21 protein-coding genes are annotated in these 17660 nt (G+C 39.6%); 3 read left to right on the top strand and 18 right to left on the bottom strand.

The window, feature by feature from the left end; all coding sequences use genetic code 11:
- The first annotated feature begins 2 nt into the window (after nucleotides 1–2).
- Together R8G33_09300 and recG are read left to right on the top strand one after the other, a co-directional pair.
- Nucleotides 3–383, top strand: coding sequence for a RidA family protein (locus tag R8G33_09300; protein ID MDW3095854.1), 381 nt, complete (start codon nucleotides 3–5; stop codon nucleotides 381–383).
- A 21-nt stretch (nucleotides 384–404) separates the two neighbouring features.
- Nucleotides 405–2474: an ATP-dependent DNA helicase RecG gene (gene recG / locus R8G33_09295; protein MDW3095853.1), complete on the top strand. Its 2070-nt coding sequence runs from the start codon at nucleotides 405–407 to the stop codon at nucleotides 2472–2474.
- A 16-nt stretch (nucleotides 2475–2490) separates the two neighbouring features.
- On the opposite strand, the gene R8G33_09290 is transcribed toward recG, so the two are convergent.
- Genes R8G33_09290 through R8G33_09280 form a run of 3 tightly spaced genes read right to left on the bottom strand, consistent with a single transcriptional unit; the run spans nucleotide 2491 to nucleotide 4090 of the window.
- Nucleotides 2491–2778: a hypothetical protein gene (locus R8G33_09290; GenBank protein MDW3095852.1), complete on the bottom strand. Its 288-nt coding sequence runs from the start codon at nucleotides 2776–2778 to the stop codon at nucleotides 2491–2493.
- 6 nt (nucleotides 2779–2784) lie between these two features.
- Nucleotides 2785–3696 carry a bile acid:sodium symporter family protein gene (locus R8G33_09285; protein MDW3095851.1) on the bottom strand — a complete coding sequence of 304 codons (912 nt, stop codon included), beginning with the start codon at nucleotides 3694–3696 and terminating at the stop codon, nucleotides 2785–2787.
- A 58-nt stretch (nucleotides 3697–3754) separates the two neighbouring features.
- Nucleotides 3755–4090: a Rieske (2Fe-2S) protein gene (locus tag R8G33_09280; GenBank protein MDW3095850.1), complete on the bottom strand. Its 336-nt coding sequence runs from the start codon at nucleotides 4088–4090 to the stop codon at nucleotides 3755–3757.
- Nucleotides 4091–4095: 5 nt separating this feature from the next.
- On the opposite strand from R8G33_09280, the gene R8G33_09275 reads away from it, so the two are divergent.
- Nucleotides 4096–4518, top strand: a complete 423-nt coding sequence (locus R8G33_09275) for a nuclear transport factor 2 family protein (GenBank protein MDW3095849.1) — start codon at nucleotides 4096–4098, stop codon at nucleotides 4516–4518.
- Nucleotides 4519–4576: 58 nt separating this feature from the next.
- Here the strand turns inward: R8G33_09275 and R8G33_09270 are convergent, their stop codons facing one another.
- The 15 genes from R8G33_09270 to R8G33_09200 all read right to left on the bottom strand — a co-directional run bounded on the left by R8G33_09270 (nucleotide 4577) and on the right by R8G33_09200 (nucleotide 17643).
- Nucleotides 4577–6271, bottom strand: a complete 1695-nt coding sequence (locus R8G33_09270) for a Na(+)/H(+) antiporter subunit D (protein ID MDW3095848.1) — start codon at nucleotides 6269–6271, stop codon at nucleotides 4577–4579.
- Between the two features lie 228 nt (nucleotides 6272–6499).
- Complete coding sequence (locus tag R8G33_09265) at nucleotides 6500–7972, bottom strand: proton-conducting transporter membrane subunit (protein MDW3095847.1); 1473 nt, start codon at nucleotides 7970–7972, stop codon at nucleotides 6500–6502.
- Entirely contained in the window at nucleotides 7972–9444 is a 1473-nt protein-coding gene (locus R8G33_09260; protein ID MDW3095846.1) for a monovalent cation/H+ antiporter subunit D family protein, read from the bottom strand. Before R8G33_09260 ends, R8G33_09265 begins: the two co-directional genes overlap by 1 nt.
- The gene (locus tag R8G33_09255) at nucleotides 9441–9803 is read right to left on the bottom strand and encodes a cation:proton antiporter subunit C (GenBank protein MDW3095845.1); all 363 of its coding nucleotides are present in this window, start codon (nucleotides 9801–9803) and stop codon (nucleotides 9441–9443) included. Before R8G33_09255 ends, R8G33_09260 begins: the two co-directional genes overlap by 4 nt.
- Nucleotides 9803–10225 (bottom strand): Na(+)/H(+) antiporter subunit B, encoded by a 423-nt coding sequence (locus R8G33_09250; protein ID MDW3095844.1) that lies wholly within the window; start codon nucleotides 10223–10225, stop codon nucleotides 9803–9805. Before R8G33_09250 ends, R8G33_09255 begins: the two co-directional genes overlap by 1 nt.
- Nucleotides 10222–10731, bottom strand: coding sequence for a DUF4040 domain-containing protein (locus R8G33_09245; protein ID MDW3095843.1), 510 nt, complete (start codon nucleotides 10729–10731; stop codon nucleotides 10222–10224). Before R8G33_09245 ends, R8G33_09250 begins: the two co-directional genes overlap by 4 nt.
- A gap of 20 nt (nucleotides 10732–10751) precedes the next feature.
- Nucleotides 10752–11081 carry a monovalent cation/H(+) antiporter subunit G gene (gene mnhG / locus R8G33_09240; protein MDW3095842.1) on the bottom strand — a complete coding sequence of 110 codons (330 nt, stop codon included), beginning with the start codon at nucleotides 11079–11081 and terminating at the stop codon, nucleotides 10752–10754.
- On the bottom strand, nucleotides 11081–11356 hold the full coding sequence (locus R8G33_09235; protein ID MDW3095841.1) for a monovalent cation/H+ antiporter complex subunit F: 276 nt from the start codon (nucleotides 11354–11356) through the stop codon (nucleotides 11081–11083). The genes mnhG and R8G33_09235 overlap by 1 nt, the downstream gene beginning before the upstream one ends.
- On the bottom strand, nucleotides 11353–11832 hold the full coding sequence (locus tag R8G33_09230) for a Na+/H+ antiporter subunit E (GenBank protein ID MDW3095840.1): 480 nt from the start codon (nucleotides 11830–11832) through the stop codon (nucleotides 11353–11355). The genes R8G33_09235 and R8G33_09230 overlap by 4 nt, the downstream gene beginning before the upstream one ends.
- 55 nt (nucleotides 11833–11887) lie before the next feature.
- Nucleotides 11888–12790, bottom strand: coding sequence for an NAD-dependent epimerase/dehydratase family protein (locus R8G33_09225; GenBank protein ID MDW3095839.1), 903 nt, complete (start codon nucleotides 12788–12790; stop codon nucleotides 11888–11890).
- Nucleotides 12791–12809: 19 nt separating this feature from the next.
- Nucleotides 12810–13979 (bottom strand): heme biosynthesis HemY N-terminal domain-containing protein, encoded by a 1170-nt coding sequence (locus R8G33_09220; protein ID MDW3095838.1) that lies wholly within the window; start codon nucleotides 13977–13979, stop codon nucleotides 12810–12812.
- Nucleotides 13976–15133: a uroporphyrinogen-III C-methyltransferase gene (locus tag R8G33_09215; GenBank protein ID MDW3095837.1), complete on the bottom strand. Its 1158-nt coding sequence runs from the start codon at nucleotides 15131–15133 to the stop codon at nucleotides 13976–13978. The genes R8G33_09220 and R8G33_09215 overlap by 4 nt, the downstream gene beginning before the upstream one ends.
- A gap of 42 nt (nucleotides 15134–15175) precedes the next feature.
- Nucleotides 15176–15949, bottom strand: coding sequence for a uroporphyrinogen-III synthase (locus R8G33_09210; protein MDW3095836.1), 774 nt, complete (start codon nucleotides 15947–15949; stop codon nucleotides 15176–15178).
- A gap of 5 nt (nucleotides 15950–15954) precedes the next feature.
- Complete coding sequence (gene hemC / locus R8G33_09205; GenBank protein ID MDW3095835.1) at nucleotides 15955–16878, bottom strand: hydroxymethylbilane synthase; 924 nt, start codon at nucleotides 16876–16878, stop codon at nucleotides 15955–15957.
- A 33-nt stretch (nucleotides 16879–16911) separates the two neighbouring features.
- Complete coding sequence (locus tag R8G33_09200) at nucleotides 16912–17643, bottom strand: LytTR family DNA-binding domain-containing protein (protein MDW3095834.1); 732 nt, start codon at nucleotides 17641–17643, stop codon at nucleotides 16912–16914.
- Nucleotides 17644–17660 lie beyond the last annotated feature (17 nt).

Raw genomic sequence — 17660 nt, 5'->3', positions numbered from 1 at the left:
CTATGACGAAAACGATCATAGCCACGGATCGTGCACCTCAAGCTATTGGCACCTATTCTCAAGCTGTTAAAGTAGGTACTAGCGTATATTTATCAGGACAGATCCCTCTTGATCCTGCAACTATGGAGCTGGTGAGTGGAGGAATTGACGATCAAATCAAACAGGTATTTGATAATCTTTCTGCTGTTGCAGAAGCCTCAGGTGGATCGTTTGATAATGTTGTTAAGTTGAATATCTTTTTAACAGATTTGTCTTGCTTCCCTACTGTGAATGAGATCATGTCTACATACTTTAATGAACCATACCCTGCACGTGCAGCTATCGGTGTTGCTTCGCTACCTAAAGGTGCGCAAGTTGAAATGGATGCTGTGCTAGAACTTTAGTGTTAGACATTATTTTTAATCGTGAGCGCGCTACAAGACCTGCCAAGCATCACGCCTAAGACTATTGAAAATTTAGCCAAGTTAAATATTGTTACCATATTTGATTTGCTATTTCATTTACCGCTTCGCTATAACGATCGTACAGTCATTACAAAAATAGTTGATATTACCTGTAAAAATGAATTGCAGGTGATGGGCCAAGTGTATAACGCCAAGGTTGTATTTGGGCGACGGCGTATGATGACGGCAACTTTGAAGGATGATACCGGTGAACTAACTCTTCGTTTCTTTCACTTTAGTAAAAGCCAATTAAAAGGTTTGGCCGACGGCGGGCGGGTTCTCTGTTTTGGTGAACCGCGTCGTTCAGCTAATCGAATCGAAATGATTCACCCACAGTATCGTGTATTACAAGAACATGAGTCTGTTGTTCTTTCTGACCGACTTGAACCGGTATACCCCACCACAAAAGGGTTGCAACAAAAACGTCTGCAATCACTGGTAGACAAAGCACTTAAATGGGCAGATAAACAAAAAACTGAATTTGAAGACGTCCTACATGATATGCCAGACATGTTTGGTAAAGATATGCCAATTTTAGCAATGCTGCATGAAGTGCATAAACCTCATGCTGGGGTGGATAAAAAAGCACTGTTTGATAGAAAGCATCCAGCACAAAAAAGATTAGTGTTTGATGAGTTGCTCGCCCATCACTTGAGTATTATGAAAATACGTATGAGAAGCAATTTACGTAAAAGTTACCAGCTAAAATCAAATCAGTCATTGGTCAAACCTTTTATGCAGAACTTGCCATTTAACCTCACCAATGCGCAAGTTAAAGTACTAGAAGAAATAAAAAAAGATATGAGTGCTAACCACCCTATGATGCGTTTAGTTCAGGGTGATGTGGGCAGTGGTAAAACAGTAGTAGCATTAGTAGCATGTTTGTATGCGGTAGAAAATCAATATCAAGCAGCTATTATGGCGCCAACTGAATTATTAGCAGAACAGCATTACAGATATTTCACAAACCAGCTATTACCTCTAGGGATCCAGGTTGCATGGCTTTCATCAGGGTTGCCAGCCAAAAAGAAAAAGGAAATGCTTGAGCTAATTGCAACAGGTACCGCATCAGTTGTAGTTGGGACGCATGCATTATTTCAAGATGGTGTGGAGTTTAAAAATTTAGCCCTAAGTATTACTGACGAACAACATCGTTTTGGCGTTCAGCAACGCCTGCAACTTACCCAGAAGGGATCTGAGCACGCTATCTATCCACACCAACTTACCATGACAGCAACTCCCATACCTCGTACTTTGGCAATGAGTATGTATGCGCATTTAGATTATTCTGTCATTGATGAACTGCCACCAGGGAGAAAACCCATAACGACAGTCGCAATTGCCGATTCAAGGCGTGATGAAATTATTAAGCGAATAAGGGAAATATGCCAGCAAGGCGCACAAGTTTATTGGGTATGTAGTTTAATAGAAGAATCAGATGTCTTACAAAGTCAGGCAGCAACTGACACTCATGAGTATCTTCGGTCTCAGCTTAAAGAACTAAATATTGGTTTGCTACATGGAAGATTAAAATCTGCTAAAAAAGAAAGTGTGATGCAAGACTTCATTAATAAAAAGATAAACGTGATGGTAGCCACGACTGTTATTGAAGTAGGTGTTGATGTGCCAAATGCAAGTCTAATGATAATTGAAAATGCTGAACGTTTTGGTTTAGCGCAGCTACATCAGCTGCGAGGACGGGTAGGTCGTGGCGAAAAACAAAGTAATTGTGTGTTGCTATATAAAGCACCGCTTGGTGATGTTGCTAAAAAACGTATAGAAGCGTTGCGGGAAACTACGGATGGATTTGAGCTGGCGCGAGTAGACTTAGAAATACGTGGTCCAGGAGAAGTGCTAGGGACCAAGCAGTCAGGAGATATGCAGATGCGTATCGCTAACCTAAGTAAAGATTTAGCGTTATTGCCCGAAGTGCAAAATGCTGCACATTGGTTGTTAGAGAACCATCCGGAGCGAGTTGATACTGTTTTGAGAAGATGGCTAGGAAATGCAGTGGAGTATGCTAACGCTTAACAGTTTATTAAATATGTTAGCCACTCATGGTGCCAATCACCATTACACCAATTAACTTAGCACACAAGAAAAAGCCTAGTAGCACACCAAGTTTGCTAAAAATTCCTGAATTAGCCTTAAACGCTTGTATTAAGCTAAGAAGGGTGCCGAAAATAGCTAATACCAATGCACCCCAGTAGAGCATGCTGAAACATGTTGATTCGCACATGCGACCATCAAATGGCCCGCTTAGTAGACTATATACTAGTGCGATTGTCACACCCCAGCCGAGTAAAACCAATATATTTGCAGTGACGGTATTCATAAGTATTTAAATTTTATATGTTTTTTTAGCCCAGTAGCTGGCAAGTAAGGAACCAGTCACATTATGAATAATAGAAAATAATGCGCCCGGTAACGCGCTAGTAGCACCAAAGAATTTTACTGCCAGAGCCACGGCCAGTCCAGAGTTTTGCATACCCACCTCAATAGCAATAGTTTTGCTTAAATTCTTATCACGTGTAAACAATAAGGTAGTGATATAGCCTAAAAATAGACCAATTATATTATGAGCAAGTACTAATCCTACTAGAATGGGGCTAACACTCAATAAATTGTCTCTATTCAAAGCCACAATTATGGCTATGATGAAACAAATTAAGATAATAGAGATATCTGCGCCAATCTTCTGTATTGGTAAAACAACAATATGAAGGTACTGATTTAACACCACTCCCAAGCCTACAGGCAATACTACAATGTAAAAAATACTCGTCATCATACTGAGAATATTTACCTCGACTGTTTGATTCAGGTAAATATAGGCAAGCAAAGGTGTTACTACGATCGCAAGGCAAGTACTAATTGCCGTGAGTGTAATAGAGAGTGCCACATCAGCTTTACTTATGTAGCAAATGACATTTGAGGCGGTCCCCCCAGGAACACTACCTACCAATATCATTCCTGCAGTCAATGCTGCAGATAATCCAGCAATGGTGCTTAATTGCCAAGCAATTAGAGGCATAAAGCCGAATTGCAATACTATTCCAAGTAATAACAGCGGGTACTTTCTTAAAGCTCTACTAAAATCATCCAACCTTAACGACGAACCCATACAAAACATCACGACACCAAGTAAATATACAATCGACGATTTATGGCCAGCCAGCCAGCTAGGCCATAGATATGCAAACGTACTTACACTAATCGCAAGCATTGGGAAATAGCGTTGTAATAGAGACATGTGCTTACTCTAAGCAGGAAGTCCGAAAGAGTAAACTAAGTTGCTGCCATAATATTTTTTATAAAAAGGCATACACAAATCCATCCTCAACTTTAACTTCAATAGAATGCAACGATTGGCCTAGACAAGGTCCATAAATACAGTGTCCATTTTCTATTTCGAATAAAGCGCCGTGGCTAGCACATTGGATATAGTCTTTTTCTTGACTCAAAAAATTGTCAGGGGACCAATCCAAAGGTGCAAAGTTATGAGGACAACTATTTTCATAAGCGACGACAGATTCGTAATTGCGAACAATAAAAATATTACGCGTAGGTGAAAACTCTGATATAACAAAACCTCGAGAATCAACTTCAGTTAACTCATCAAATTTACAAAGCTTAATAAAAGGCATATTGCTTGAACGATTTAGATATTAAATTTACCGATTCATTGCAGGTAGAAGAATCTTTCTACCAAGCATTCAGAACCCGTGATATCAATTTGATGAAAGATATTTGGGATAAAACAGACGAAGTTATATGCATACACCCAGGTTCTCCCAGAATTTATAGCTTTGACCTGATTATTGCAAGTTGGGAACAAATATTTTTGGTTCATTCAGAGACAATGATAGATATTGATGACCAGGTTTATAAACTTCAGGAAGATGTTTCAATTCACTATGTAAAAGAAACTTTATCGGTTGGTGACGAATCTGTCGCATCAGTATATGCAACTAATATATATCACCAAACTAGTGGAGGTTGGAAAATGATCGCTCACCATGCTAGCCCAGCATTCACAGCTTCAGAAAAGAAAAGAAATCCCAGTTTGCATTAAACGAATAGCATCGAGTAGTTAACTTGGATTTAATACAAAAATTTTGTACCTTGATAATTCAAAAGTAATAGAATATCAAACAAGCACTGAGTAACACCGCCACCCAAATCACCATGCTTCCTACTGAAGCTCCGCGCGCAATATAGCTTTTAGGACCGTGCGCCTGTAAGGCAAAAGTGGTAATTAGTTTAATACTGCCTTGTTTAAAGTTTTGAATACCTGTTAGTAAAGAACCAAGGCCAACAGTCATTGATCCTACTAAGCTATTAAGTGGTTTACGGTAAAACCAGTCTAAGTCTAAGTTGACAGATCTAATTTCTGGTGGATACCAACCATTTCGGTATAAAACTGTGAATGCTAGTAAAGAAAAGAAAATTAGTTGTAGTTGTGTAATCGTGTGGTCAAAAGTGTAGGGGTGAAATTCCATTGAATAAGGGAGCCATTGATAGAAAATTTGAGGGAATACTCCAAGTAAAATACACATTATTGCAGTAATAGCCATGGCTAATAACATATTCAGAGGTGCCTCTTTGCAACTTAGCCCCTGATCATGAGCGAAGAAACTAAAGAAAGGTACCTTGATACCTGAGTGATGTAAAACACCTGCAGAAGCAAACAGTAACACAAGCCAAGTAATCCAATGACCTTCTTCGGCTACGGCGTATAGTATGATTCCCTTCGAAATAAAGCCGCTAAATAGTGGGAATGCCGAAATCGACATTGCACCAATAAGACAAAAAATGGTTGTCCATGGCATGGATTTATACAAACCTCCGAGTTCGGTGGCTTTGCAAGTTCCAATTCTATGTAGAACGGCTCCCATGCTCATAAACAGTAAGGCTTTATATAGAATATGTGCAAACGCGTGTGCAGCAGTTCCGTTTAAAGCTAATTCTGTTCCTACGCCTACTCCTACTACCATGAATCCTAGTTGATTGTTAAGACTGTAAGAAAGTACTTTACGTAAATCATTTTCAATTACAGCATAAAAAATAGGAAAGGCAGTCATTAATGCTCCGATCCATATTAACGACTCGGTGCCAGCATAGCCTCTTGCTAGACAGTACACAGCAAGTTTTGTGGTAAATGCGGATAATGCAACAGTACCCACGGGGCTAGCTTCTGGGTATGCATCCTGTAACCAGTTATGCAGTAATGGGAACGCACACTTGATGCCAAACGCAAGAAAGATTAACAATCCTGATAAGGTGTTAATTGACATAGCATCAAATAATATAGAGTCGGTTTGCTGGTAATGCAAAATACTGCCAAGCATCAATAATAAGCCTGAAGTAATATGTATCAATAGATAGCGCATGCCGGCTCGTCGACTATCATGTCCAGTGCCAAGCCAAACAATAATTGCAGAAGATAAGGCGCTTATTTCCCAAAAGATGAATAAAGTAAGTAAATCTCCAGCAAGCACAGCGCCAATTGCAGAACCCGCATAGATAGCAATCATTGATTGCTCAAATCTATCCGATTTGTGTAGTGAGTATATTGCAGTTAAGAAGGCTGCGATTATAAATATAAGTGTGAAGATCCAGCTTATACCATCTATACGAATTGGATCTAAAGTGAAATCAAATAAATTAACTGTAAGAATTAATTCATCTGGATATGCTAAGAAACCGAGTAGTGCAACTATTGGTAGTGTAAACGTGACAATACGACGCATGTTGCCAGGCATAAATAAAATAGCGATGCCGCCAAGAATTAAAATCATGCCGGGATGATTAATGAAATCATTCATAAAGAAATCAATCATAATAGTCTTCATCCCGCATTAAAATTTTACGAAGCTGTATAGCGGATAAAACAATTGCTACGCAGGCTATAAATCCATAGAAGGCATAAAAGCCAAACCATTCTTCAAAGTTAAAATGCCCGTGTTTGTGATGGAAAACATCAACCAGCAATAGTCCCACACAAAGTGCATATAGCGTGTAGACAACAAAATTGATGAATTTTTTATTGTAGATCATCTTAAGTTGAGTAAAAGTAAAAAGTCATAAACATAAGGTAGTAAAAAGAACAGTATTAAACATAAACCTGCTGTAATACATAATGGCATCACTATCGCAAATGGTGCTTCTTGAATGCCAGTGCTTGCCTGCTTCGGTTTTGCCATAAATCCATTAATAGCAATCGGCATTAAGTAGATAATATTGAGTATCGTGCTGATTAAAAATGCAATGGCAATGATGAGTCTGTCAGCACTGATGGCGCCATCAATTAGAAACCACTTACTCCAACTCCCAGCAAGGGGCGGCAAACCAATAATACTAATAGCAGCAATGGTATAGGCTGCAAAAGTAAATGGCATCACGCGTCCTAAACCGTTCAAGTCACTCACTAGAGTTTTCTTTGTAGCAGTGTAAATAGCCCCTGCACAAAAGAATAAAGTTATTTTGCCGACAGCATGAGTTGCTAAATGCAATGAGGAACCCATAATACTCGTTGACGTTGCCAATACTGCCCCTAATACTATGTATGCTAGCTGGCTGACTGTGGAATAAGCGAGCCGTGCTTTTAGGTTATCTTGTTGTAACGCTACTAACGAAGCTAGCAACATGGTGGCAGTTGCTATCCAAATGATTGGAGAGTTAGCGCCTGTGGTAGTTAGTACATCAATACCAAAAACATAGACTGTTACTTTTAATACGCAGAAGACACCCGCTTTCACTACAGCCACAGCATGTAGTAATGCACTCACAGGTGTAGGAGCGACCATGGCAGAAGGTAACCATCGATGGAAAGGCATTAGCGCTGCCTTGCCAATGCCAAAAGCATACAAGGCAAATAACAACATTAATAAACCATCAGACAGTTGATTTTCTAGAATGCCGCCGATATTAAAATCGAGTGTGCCAGTAATGCTCCATGTCCAAAGTATCGCCATTAACAAGAAGCCAATGGATGTACCAATTAATATACCAAGGTAAACTCGTGCGCCGGCTTTGGCGTCATCAGTGCCTTTGTGAGCAACTAATGGGTAAGTACTTAACGTCAACAGTTCATAAAAAATAAATAGGGTTAGTAAATTAGCTGAATAAGCAATTCCCATAACCGCTGCCATGGCAAGACAGAAACACATATAGAAACGGGCTAAATGTTTTTCCTTGTTGGCATTCATATAGCCAATGGCATAAATAGTAGTGACTAACCACAAGCCAGATGCTACACAGGCATACAAAATACCCAGAGGTTCTACGTGAAATGCAATTGGAATAGAATCTATAATGGTGAATACGGAAATATTTTGATAAAAAACATCCGAGCCTAGATTTACTATTGAAATAGTTACACCAAGCAAACATAAAGCGGTGCCGACAAATATCAATTCGATGAGGCCACGGAATCTAGCGCAGGCAAAAATTAGTAGAGCGCCAATCACAGGTATCAACATGCTGGCAAAAATATTCATTTGCAGGCTTTGGCTTAATTCATTCATTATTTAAGCAATGCCTGAGCTGCAGCTGTTGCCATTTCTACTGGATAGCGAGTATCAATGCCAAAGTATAGGGTGATTAATACCATTACCCAGGTGCATGTGAGTAATAACGGAGGTGCTTCTTTGACATCAATATAACCTTCATTAGGTTCGCGAAAATACATTTGCTCAATCACACGCCAAATATAAATGACTGACAATAGCGAAGTGAATAAAACAATTAGCGCTAACCACCAATAATCTTTTTCTAAGATAGCCAATACTAAGTACCACTTGCTAATGAATCCAGATGTTAGAGGTACACCGATTAATGCAAGTCCAGCTATTACAAAGGCCGCTGAAGTCCAGGGCATGACTCGTCCTACACCAGCTAAATGTTCTAAGCGAGTAGAGTGAATGCGCGCAATTATGCATGCCATACACATAAATAATGCACCTTTAATAAAGGCGTGATTAAACAAGTGAATAATACTGGCGATCAATCCAGCTTTTGTCTCCAGTGAAATGCCCATGGTCATGTAACCAATCTGACCCAAGCTGGAATAAGCTAATAAACGTTTGACTCCAGGTTGAAAAATTGCGGTGAACGCACTTATAACAATCGCGATGATTGATAGTGGCAATAGAATGTAGCCTAGGTGAAGTAAACTAAATGAAAAGTCAAAACCAAATATAGTGTAGAAAACTCTGTAGAGTAAATATAAGGCAACTTTGGTTGCGGTAGCAGCTAAAAAGATACTAACGACTGAAGGGGCATGTGCATAAGCATTCGGCAGCCAATGGTGTAATGGAAACAGGGCTAGTTTTAAGCAAATTCCTACAGTAAAGAATGCAAATGCAGCATGAACGCTACGGAAGCTATCTACGTCATGGATGCGAGCTTTTAAGTCAAGCATATTTAATGTTCCGGTCTGCATATACAACAAACCGATGCCAATAAGAATAAAAGTAGCTCCAATAGTACCCATGATTAAATATTCATAGGATGCGGTTAATGCCTTGCGATTATCTCCCATGGCAATCATGGCATAGGAAGAAAGCGAGCTAATTTCTAGAAATACGAATACATTAAATGCATCGCCAGTAGCGACAATGCCTAGTAAGCCTGTTAAGCAAAGTAAAAATGCAGTATAAAATAATGAATGTTTGCTTGAGTCTATCTCGTTTTCGACTAATTGGCGTGATGCTAACAGTGTGATTGCGGCAATAGCGGTTACCAAAACTAAAACAAAAGCACTGATGGTATCGATATAATATTGTATGCCCCAAGGTGCAGGCCAACTACCAAGTTCATAGCTAAGAGTTCCATTTGCATTTACTTGAAAGATTAAAAAAATGGAAATAGCAAATGAAATCCAAGCAATAGAAGTCGCTAACATCCAAGGAAGTCTTGATCTAGGTAGCAGGCTACATAATGGGGCTGCAATAAGCGGTATTACAACCTGTAGAATTGGGTAATGTGCTGCAATCACTCTTCTTCTAGCTCGATTTTTTCAATTTCTTGTTCGTCGATGGATTGATAGCGCTTATTGATACTTACCACCAATGCTAGACCTACCGCAGTAGTGGCAACACTGACTACAATTGCAGTTAGAATCAGGACATGTGGTAATGGATTTGAGAATGCTCGGTAACCTTCTTCTAAAATAGGTGCAGTACCACCGTCAAGTTTGCCCATTGAAATAAATAAAATAAATACCGATGTTTGAAAAATATTTAAGCCAATGAGCTTCTTTAGCAAATTGGTATGGTCTATCACGATGTACAAGCCTGCCATCATGAGTAACATGCAGATCCAGTAATTATATTGATTTTCTATAAGTTCAATCATTATCTTTTAAACTTAGCAAAAGCATAAAAAATAGAAATAATTACAGCTGCAACGGTTAAGCCAACGCCAAGCTCAATGATTAATATTCCCCAATGTTGTCCATGTATGGGGTCATGTGCAAGGACGTTATAATCTAAATAATTGCCGCCGAGTAGAATTCCAAACACACCAACACCTGCATATAGAAGCAAACCGAGTGCAGCAAAGATTTTTGCAGTATTTAAAGAGATCACTTTTTCTGCGCGCTTTATACCATGCAGTAAAGCATACAAAATAATACCACTGGCAAAAATAACGCCGGCTTGAAAACCACCTCCAGGACCGTAATCTCCGTGGAATTGAACATACAAAGCAAATAATAATATTGCAGGAATCAGCAAATGACTAGATTCAAGTAAAATAGGATTTTTTCTTACACTCATGATTTGTCTTGGCGTGAGCCCCTATTAAGTCCAAGTAAAAGTAAAACCGCAATTAATGCCGTGAATACTACGGTCACTTCGCCCAAGGTATCAAACCCTCTGTAACTAGCGAGTACCGATGTGACTATGTTGGGTATGCCGATTTCTTCACCGCTTTGTTGTATGTAGCGTGGTGCTACATGAGTATGAACTGGTGCGTTAGGGTCGCCAAATGCAGGCATATCGCTAGTAGAATAGATTAATCCTGCGCCGGTCACTAACACAACAAATATGGGAATCATATGATTCTTGCGAGTCAGGGCCTGATGTTTGCCAGTCACTGCAAGTGCACTTAAGAATAAAACCATAGAGATGCCTGCGCCGACGGCAGCTTCTGTAAATGCAACATCAACTGCATCTAATAGTACAAAGAATGTTGCAGATAGTAAGCTATATATACCACCCAACATAATGACTGACAGAATATTACGCATAGCAATAATCGCGATCGCAGTGAACGCAAGCATGCTTAATAAAAATATATCAATTATGTGTTCGATGACGAATCCTCATCAGTGTCGGTTATGAAATGACGGTCTTCATGTAGCGCTGTATTGACCAAAGCATGAATAGCGGTGGGGCCTGTGATGAGTAGAAACAGCAAAATCAAAATTAGCTTGATCGCAGTTAGAGTGAGCCCCGCGTATAAAATCAAACCACTTATAATCAAAATAGCACCGAAGCTATCGATTAAGCTGGCTGCATGAACACGTGTAATGAAACTAGGCATTTTCATGATGCCGAGTGCGCCAATTAAGCAAAACAAGCTACCTACTAATACTAATAAGGTACTTAAGAATTGAGTTAATGACTGCATTACGATTCGTCCTCTTCACGATGACCTAGATCACTAAAGTGATATAACTTTAGAATCGCAACAGTACCTGTAAAATTAATCAGTGAATATACTATCGCAATGTCCATAAATACTGGGCGCTGCATATAAAAGCCAAGAATAGCAATCGCCAATACTGTTGCTGTGCCAAATGTATTAATTGCCAAAATGCGATCATACAAAGAAGGCCCTAGCCATGCGCGTAAAAACACAATTAGCATGACCACCATCATTGCGATTAGCGCGCCTGCGATCAATTTATACCGTCCTCTAATTTGCTAACACGCTTATCGATGTCGCCGTTAGTTATACCTTTAGCAGTATGATCTGTTAAAGCATGTACAAGAATTTCATTGTCATTAATATCTACGCTAATGGTGCCGGGCGTCAGGGTAATGCTATTAGCATGCACAGCTAAACCGGTATTGGTTTTCTGTGAGGGCTTAGAACAGATCGTCTGTGGTTGAATGCTATCAGACGAGGATAAGATACAACGAGCAACATGCAAATTGGATTTAACTATCTCTTTGAGTAACCAAGGAATATATAAAGGTAAGTGAAGATTAAATTTTATGCGCTCATGGTTAGAGCTATAAATCTTGAGTTTTATGGATAGGTATGTGACAAAGCCGCAGGAGAGAATTCCCAACACAATTAAATTGGTCTTGAAGTAACCAGACAGCAGTAACCAAAGTATAATTAAGCTGGTAAAACTAAAAATGATTGTTTTCAAGTTTAATTGTAATTAATCAATGAATAATCATTAACATACCTATGCCTAGGCGATTTTACAAATTTTTTAAAGCCGAATTTTTAAAGCAATCCTCAAGTCCCAATTCGAGAGTGGGAAATTGAATTTCAATGTCTAACAACCTGTTCATTTTTTCAGTAGAAAGAAGTCGAGACTCATTAATAAACGACAACATTCCGGCAGACAATTTGTATTGTGCCTCTGACATAGGCACGCAGGGAGGTCTAGGTAGGCCAGCAAAGTCGGCTATTTTATAATAATAGTCAGACATAGATGTTGAATTCCCATCAGAGACATTAATCACTTCATTTTGTATGTTATTAGACATGGCTGAAAAACATACCGACGCGAGATCGGCAACATGGATTCTATTGCTATAGGGAGCTTCTTCAGGACAAATAACTGTAAGGTTCTTAAGTCGGTCAATAGGTAAACGATCAGGGCCATAGATGCCGCCTACCCTGAGAATAATATAATCGCAACCATATTGATTACAGTAGCTTGTCAAGGATTTTTCAGCATAAACACGGCGTTTTGCTCTAGTGGATATAGGTGCAACGGGGCTCTCTTCAGAAACCCAATTACCCTGACAATCACCATATACTCCGGAAGTGCTGATATAAACAATCTTGCTAGGCTGATTGGTTCTACATAAGGATAAAAAATTATCGATACGATGGTCCTTATTATCGCTACTGCTCGGAGGTGCTAAGTAATAAATTTGATTGTTTATCAAATCGAATTCAGATTGATTACTTAATTCATGATCCAAATCGCAGATTACTGCGCGAAGGTTATGCTCCATTAATTGCTGGTGACTAAGTTGAGACCGAACAACGCAGGTGGGACATTGTTGTTTTTCTTGCAGTAGTGTCGCTATGTGTTTCCCTAGAAATCCGCAGCCGATAATAATTGGTTGCGGAGTATTGTGTGTCGGCACGTGATAAATGATTGTATTGTTATCTTGATGCTATGTGTAAGCCTTTTTTAGCGCAACGCTGAGCATCTATAGGTTCATCTAATAATTCATGTAATTCAGCTAGCTCGGCATAGGTGCCTACCAATGGTTTACGACTTAAGCTAGATTCAAGATAGCTTTTTGCTTTGCCCCAAAGTTTTTGATTTTTATTTAAGCGGCCCAATGTTAACAATAAACCAGCACTATCTTTATGTTGCTGTAACCAATCTTCACTTTGCTTGGTTCTCTGAGGCAAGTTGTCAATTTTTAATAAGCCGTATTCTTGGATTAATGCTTCATCCCACTTGATATTAAGTTGAGTTTTTATAATTTGCTCTGCAGCAGTATCTTGTCCATGGTTGATTAGAGTTCGAACATATGATCGCAATAACACAGGGTTAGCTTGTAATTGCTTATGATAAGTTTTCCATAAGTCAGATAACTGTATTTCAGATGAATGTACATCGTAGTAGTTTATTGCCCATTCTAAACTTCTATTCACCGTGTATTGAATGCGTGCCGCTTTATCTGCATGAGGGAGCAATTTTGGTAATGAAGTTTCTAAACCTGAAATGTCATTAGTTTTAATATAAGAATGACAAAGTGTATTTAGGTTGCAAATATTATCTGTGCTTTCATCACGCAATAGCATTAGTGCTTTTTCATGCTTACCATCTTCCAAACAAAATTCAGCCTCTATAGTGTTAGCTAAAGATTTGCCGCTTTCAGATTTTCTCAAACTAGTGACGTGAGCATCTCGTGTATCTTTCTGTCCTGAGTTATGCGCACAGTGAGCAGTAAACAAATGCTGTGCTTTTTGTATTGGGCTTTGTTTAATGTTCTTTGTCGCCGTGCGCATAGCTTCAGCCCAATTAAATTGACTGAAGTTAAGCATGGATGATTCTAAGGCATGCATGATTTCAAGATTTCGTTTTTGTTGGCGCTTTAAGTGTATGCGTTTCGGCCATCGGAATAAGGCACCAATAATGCGAAATAGGAAATACAATATAATAAAGGCAGCAACCGTGCCGAAGTAGAACTTAATTAGTGGAATTTCTACTGTGGTATCACTATAGCTAAATACTGCAAATCCTGGTTCGCGCATAATTAAAATACCGACACCGGCAATAATTAGTCCAACGAGTAAAATGAATAAAATTCGCTTAATCATTTCTTGTCCTTAATGCTGTTCATGTGCTTTGCTAATAATGTAGAAGGTTCCGAAATATCTGGTAGCTCAGGCATCAAATCGTTTTTATTTAATTGATCGATCTCTTTGGTGAGAGATGCTTGGTTGGTAAAGTGATCATTATTGTTTAACCACGCGCGCGCAGCGTTTAATTGCTGGTGGAAAGCACTGTCGTCTCGCGTGCTGACTGAGTATTTCGCGCCTAATAATTTATTACGTAAAAAATCATATGCTCGCTTCTTTTCTTGTTCTTCAATAAACAAAGCAATTTTTTGCTCGCCGTGAGTTACGTTAATTGAGTCGCTGAACGCTGCTTTAGTTTTTTCAAGAATGTCTAGAGCAAATTGTTTCCCTAATGCCAAAAACTTTTCCGCATCAAATGGTTTGTTGTCAGTGGGATTTTCATTTTCTTTAGGTGCTATAGATGAGTTAGATGCTTGTTTGTTTGCGGTTTGCACTGTTGCTTGTTTCAGCAAGCCATTTTTAAGTGACGCAATAGTATTATCTAATTGAAGCTGGATACCCGTGTAGTCGGGATGGGGGAATTGATTTAAAGTTTGTGTCTGCTTTGCTATAGATTTGCGAATGGGGATTAAACGGACATCATGAATGTCGTTAAGTCGTTGATCGGCAGATTTTAACCCAGCTATTGCACCATCAAAATCACGATCAAGTAATAATCGGTGTTGAGACATGCGTAATACATGTTCAACTTCTTTTAACATCCAACCATTTTGCCCACGGCCTATAATGTCGCTGGTTTTCTCAACAACACTGGCTAGTCTTTGTTGTTCTCCATCCAGCGATTTAATGTTCTTTGATATTTTTTCTATGTTGGAATTTGTATCTTCAATTTTTTTGTTGAAATTGCGACTGAATTTTTGAATGCGTGGGTTCTGATCTAATGTTCCTAATGCATGCTCAAGCGCTTTGCGTTCAACTTCAGCAGCTTGAAATTGTTGTTGCATTTGTTGCCACACATAGTAACCGGCACCTATACCGGCAACGGCTAATAAAAATGTTAGGAACACAAAAACCCCTAGCAGTGCGCTGCCAGACTTTTGCTTATTGGTATTAGCCGCAGGCTTTGTGGGTGCGGTTGTTGTTTTGGGTTCCATGTCACCCTTAGTGCTCATTATTTCTCTCCGTTCATTTTCTACGTGCTACTGGTCTATCTGCTAGGGCCCGTTTAGGGCCCATAGATTAATCGCAGCCAGCATATCTGTATCTGATGGGGTCGCGGCTATTATAGGCAATTTTTTGAAACCAAGAGATGTTACTTTTTCTGCGATTCTTTTGTGTCCTACCAGGGTTTGACAGGCTAATAATGTATTTTTCAGTGAATTTGGGGCCAACTCCAAGAAATTATTGGCTGTCTCGCTACTGGTAAACAATAGTAGATCAATTTTAGTATTGATTGCGTCCAAATTGACAGATTTAGGCAGAGTTCTTTGATAAACATCAACTGATAGGACATTAGCGCCTCTACTTTCTAGAGAATGGTGCAGTGACTTTTGCCCATCCTTACCTTTAACGATCAGTACTGATTTTTTATTAAGTTTTTCTAACTCAGGCAATTTAAGTAATTGTTCACTATCGAATTTGTCTGAAGGGCAGAGTATTCGTTTAACGCCATACTCGCTTAAGGCTTGTGCAGTTGAAGCGCCAACAGCTGCAAATTGGCATGATTCAGGAACTTGTTTAAACAGATTAGGCATTGTTTTGAGGCCATAGTGGACAGCATTTGTACTAATAAAAATTACTAGATCGCAATTAGGCAATACCTTATCAAAGTTGGACGTGTCTATATTTAATATTGGGCTGATTTCGATACAGGGGAAAGCAATGGGAATAGCACCCATTGAGCTTAATTGAGTACAGATATTCTTATTCTGCAAGCTGGGTCGTGTCACCACGATAGAAGTTTTACTCAATGGTAAATTCTGTTCCACCAGAATTATTCTTCTCGTAAGGAATCAATGAGTTCATTAGCACCTAGCTTCAAAAGTTCGTTGATGACTTGTTGGATAACTTGAGTTATTTGATCATGTGAACCTGACGCTGAAGCGCGTAAAATCTTGCTGCCATCTGGCAGCCCGACTAATGCATTTAGTGTTAATGAGTCTGCAGATTTTGTTGCGTGAGCAGCAATAGGCAAATGGCAATTGGCCGATAGTGCGGTGCTGATTCCACGTTCGGCAATTACACACAACGAAGTTGGCTCATGGTGCAGAGGAGCCAGAATTTCTTTTGTGGCTAAATCATTGTCTCTACATTCGATACCTATAGCACCTTGTCCTATAGCGGGAAGGCTGGTATCAGTTGCGATAAAATCTACAATCCTATCTTCAAAGCCCAAACGTTTCAGGCCTGCGCTAGCTAAAATGATAGCATCATACTGACCTTCATCAAGTTTCTTTAAACGCGTATTTACGTTGCCACGCAATGGCTGAATTTTCAGATCTGCGCGCAATGCACGAATTTGGCATTCGCGCCGCGTGCTAGATGTGCCAACAATAGCATCGGAAGGCAATTCGTCTAATGTCTTGTAGTGATTGGAGACTAACGCATCGCGAGGATCTTCACGTTCTAAGATGGTATGAATTTCTAATGATGCTGGTAATTCGTAAGGGACATCTTTCATTGAGTGCACTGCAATATCCGCATTATCATCTAGTAGACATTGTTCGAGCTCTTTTACGAATAAGCCTTTACCGCCTGCGGCAGCTAATGATGCTTGAAGAAACCGGTCTCCTTCGGTCGTCATACCTATAATTTCTACGTCAATATCAGGATGGTGTAAGGATAGTAATCGAGATACCTCATTCGCCTGCCATAGGGCGAGTTGGCTCTCACGCGTTGCTATTCGAATGCGTGACATTTTGAAAATAGAGTGCGAGGGTGACGCGCGTGATTATCTGAACTTCAAGAATTTTCGTACTTCTGCCACGTGTCTACGACTGATTTCGAGTTTGTCGTCAATTTCTTTAAAGCTAACCACAAAGCGACCATCAATATTTTTCTCCATGCCAGTGATGTAGTTAGTACTAACTAAGGCATTTCGATGGATACGAATAAGACGATCCTCAAATTCAGTTTCTAGATTTTTAAGTGCATCTTCAATCAATACTTCACCACCAAGGTGACGCACTGTGATGTATTTTTGATCTGCTTGGAAATATACAATTTCATCCACAGGTATTAACTCTAGGTTACCGCGAATACGTGCACAGATATGGCTGCGACCAGTATTATTGGTTTCTATATTTAGTGCTGCGATTTGCGCCTTAGTTAATTTTCTAGCCTTGGCCAGTGATTTTTCTAATTTCTCTTGGCGAATAGGCTTCACTAAGTAATCAACGGCATTGGCATCATAGGCTTCTAGAGCATGTTCGCTATACGCAGTGGTAAAGATAATTGCAGGTGGTTCGTCCATTTCGCTTAAGTGGCGAGCGGCTTCGAGACCATCCATGCCAGGCATGCGAATATCCATCAAGACAACGTCCGGGTGTGAGTCTTGCACCATTCGAACAGCTTCAAGACCATTAGATGCTTGACCACTGGTTTCCATACTATCTATGGAAGAAACCATGTGTATTAATCGGTCACGTGCTGGTGCTTCATCATCCACAATTAAAACTTTCATTGATTACGCCTCTTATT

Source organism: Gammaproteobacteria bacterium, assembly GCA_033344735.1.
In the GTDB taxonomy this organism is placed as follows: domain Bacteria; phylum Pseudomonadota; class Gammaproteobacteria; order UBA4575; family UBA4575; genus UBA1858.
The sequence above is the reverse complement of the archived record's forward strand: the minus strand, read 5'-3'. Positions and strand labels throughout refer to the sequence as shown.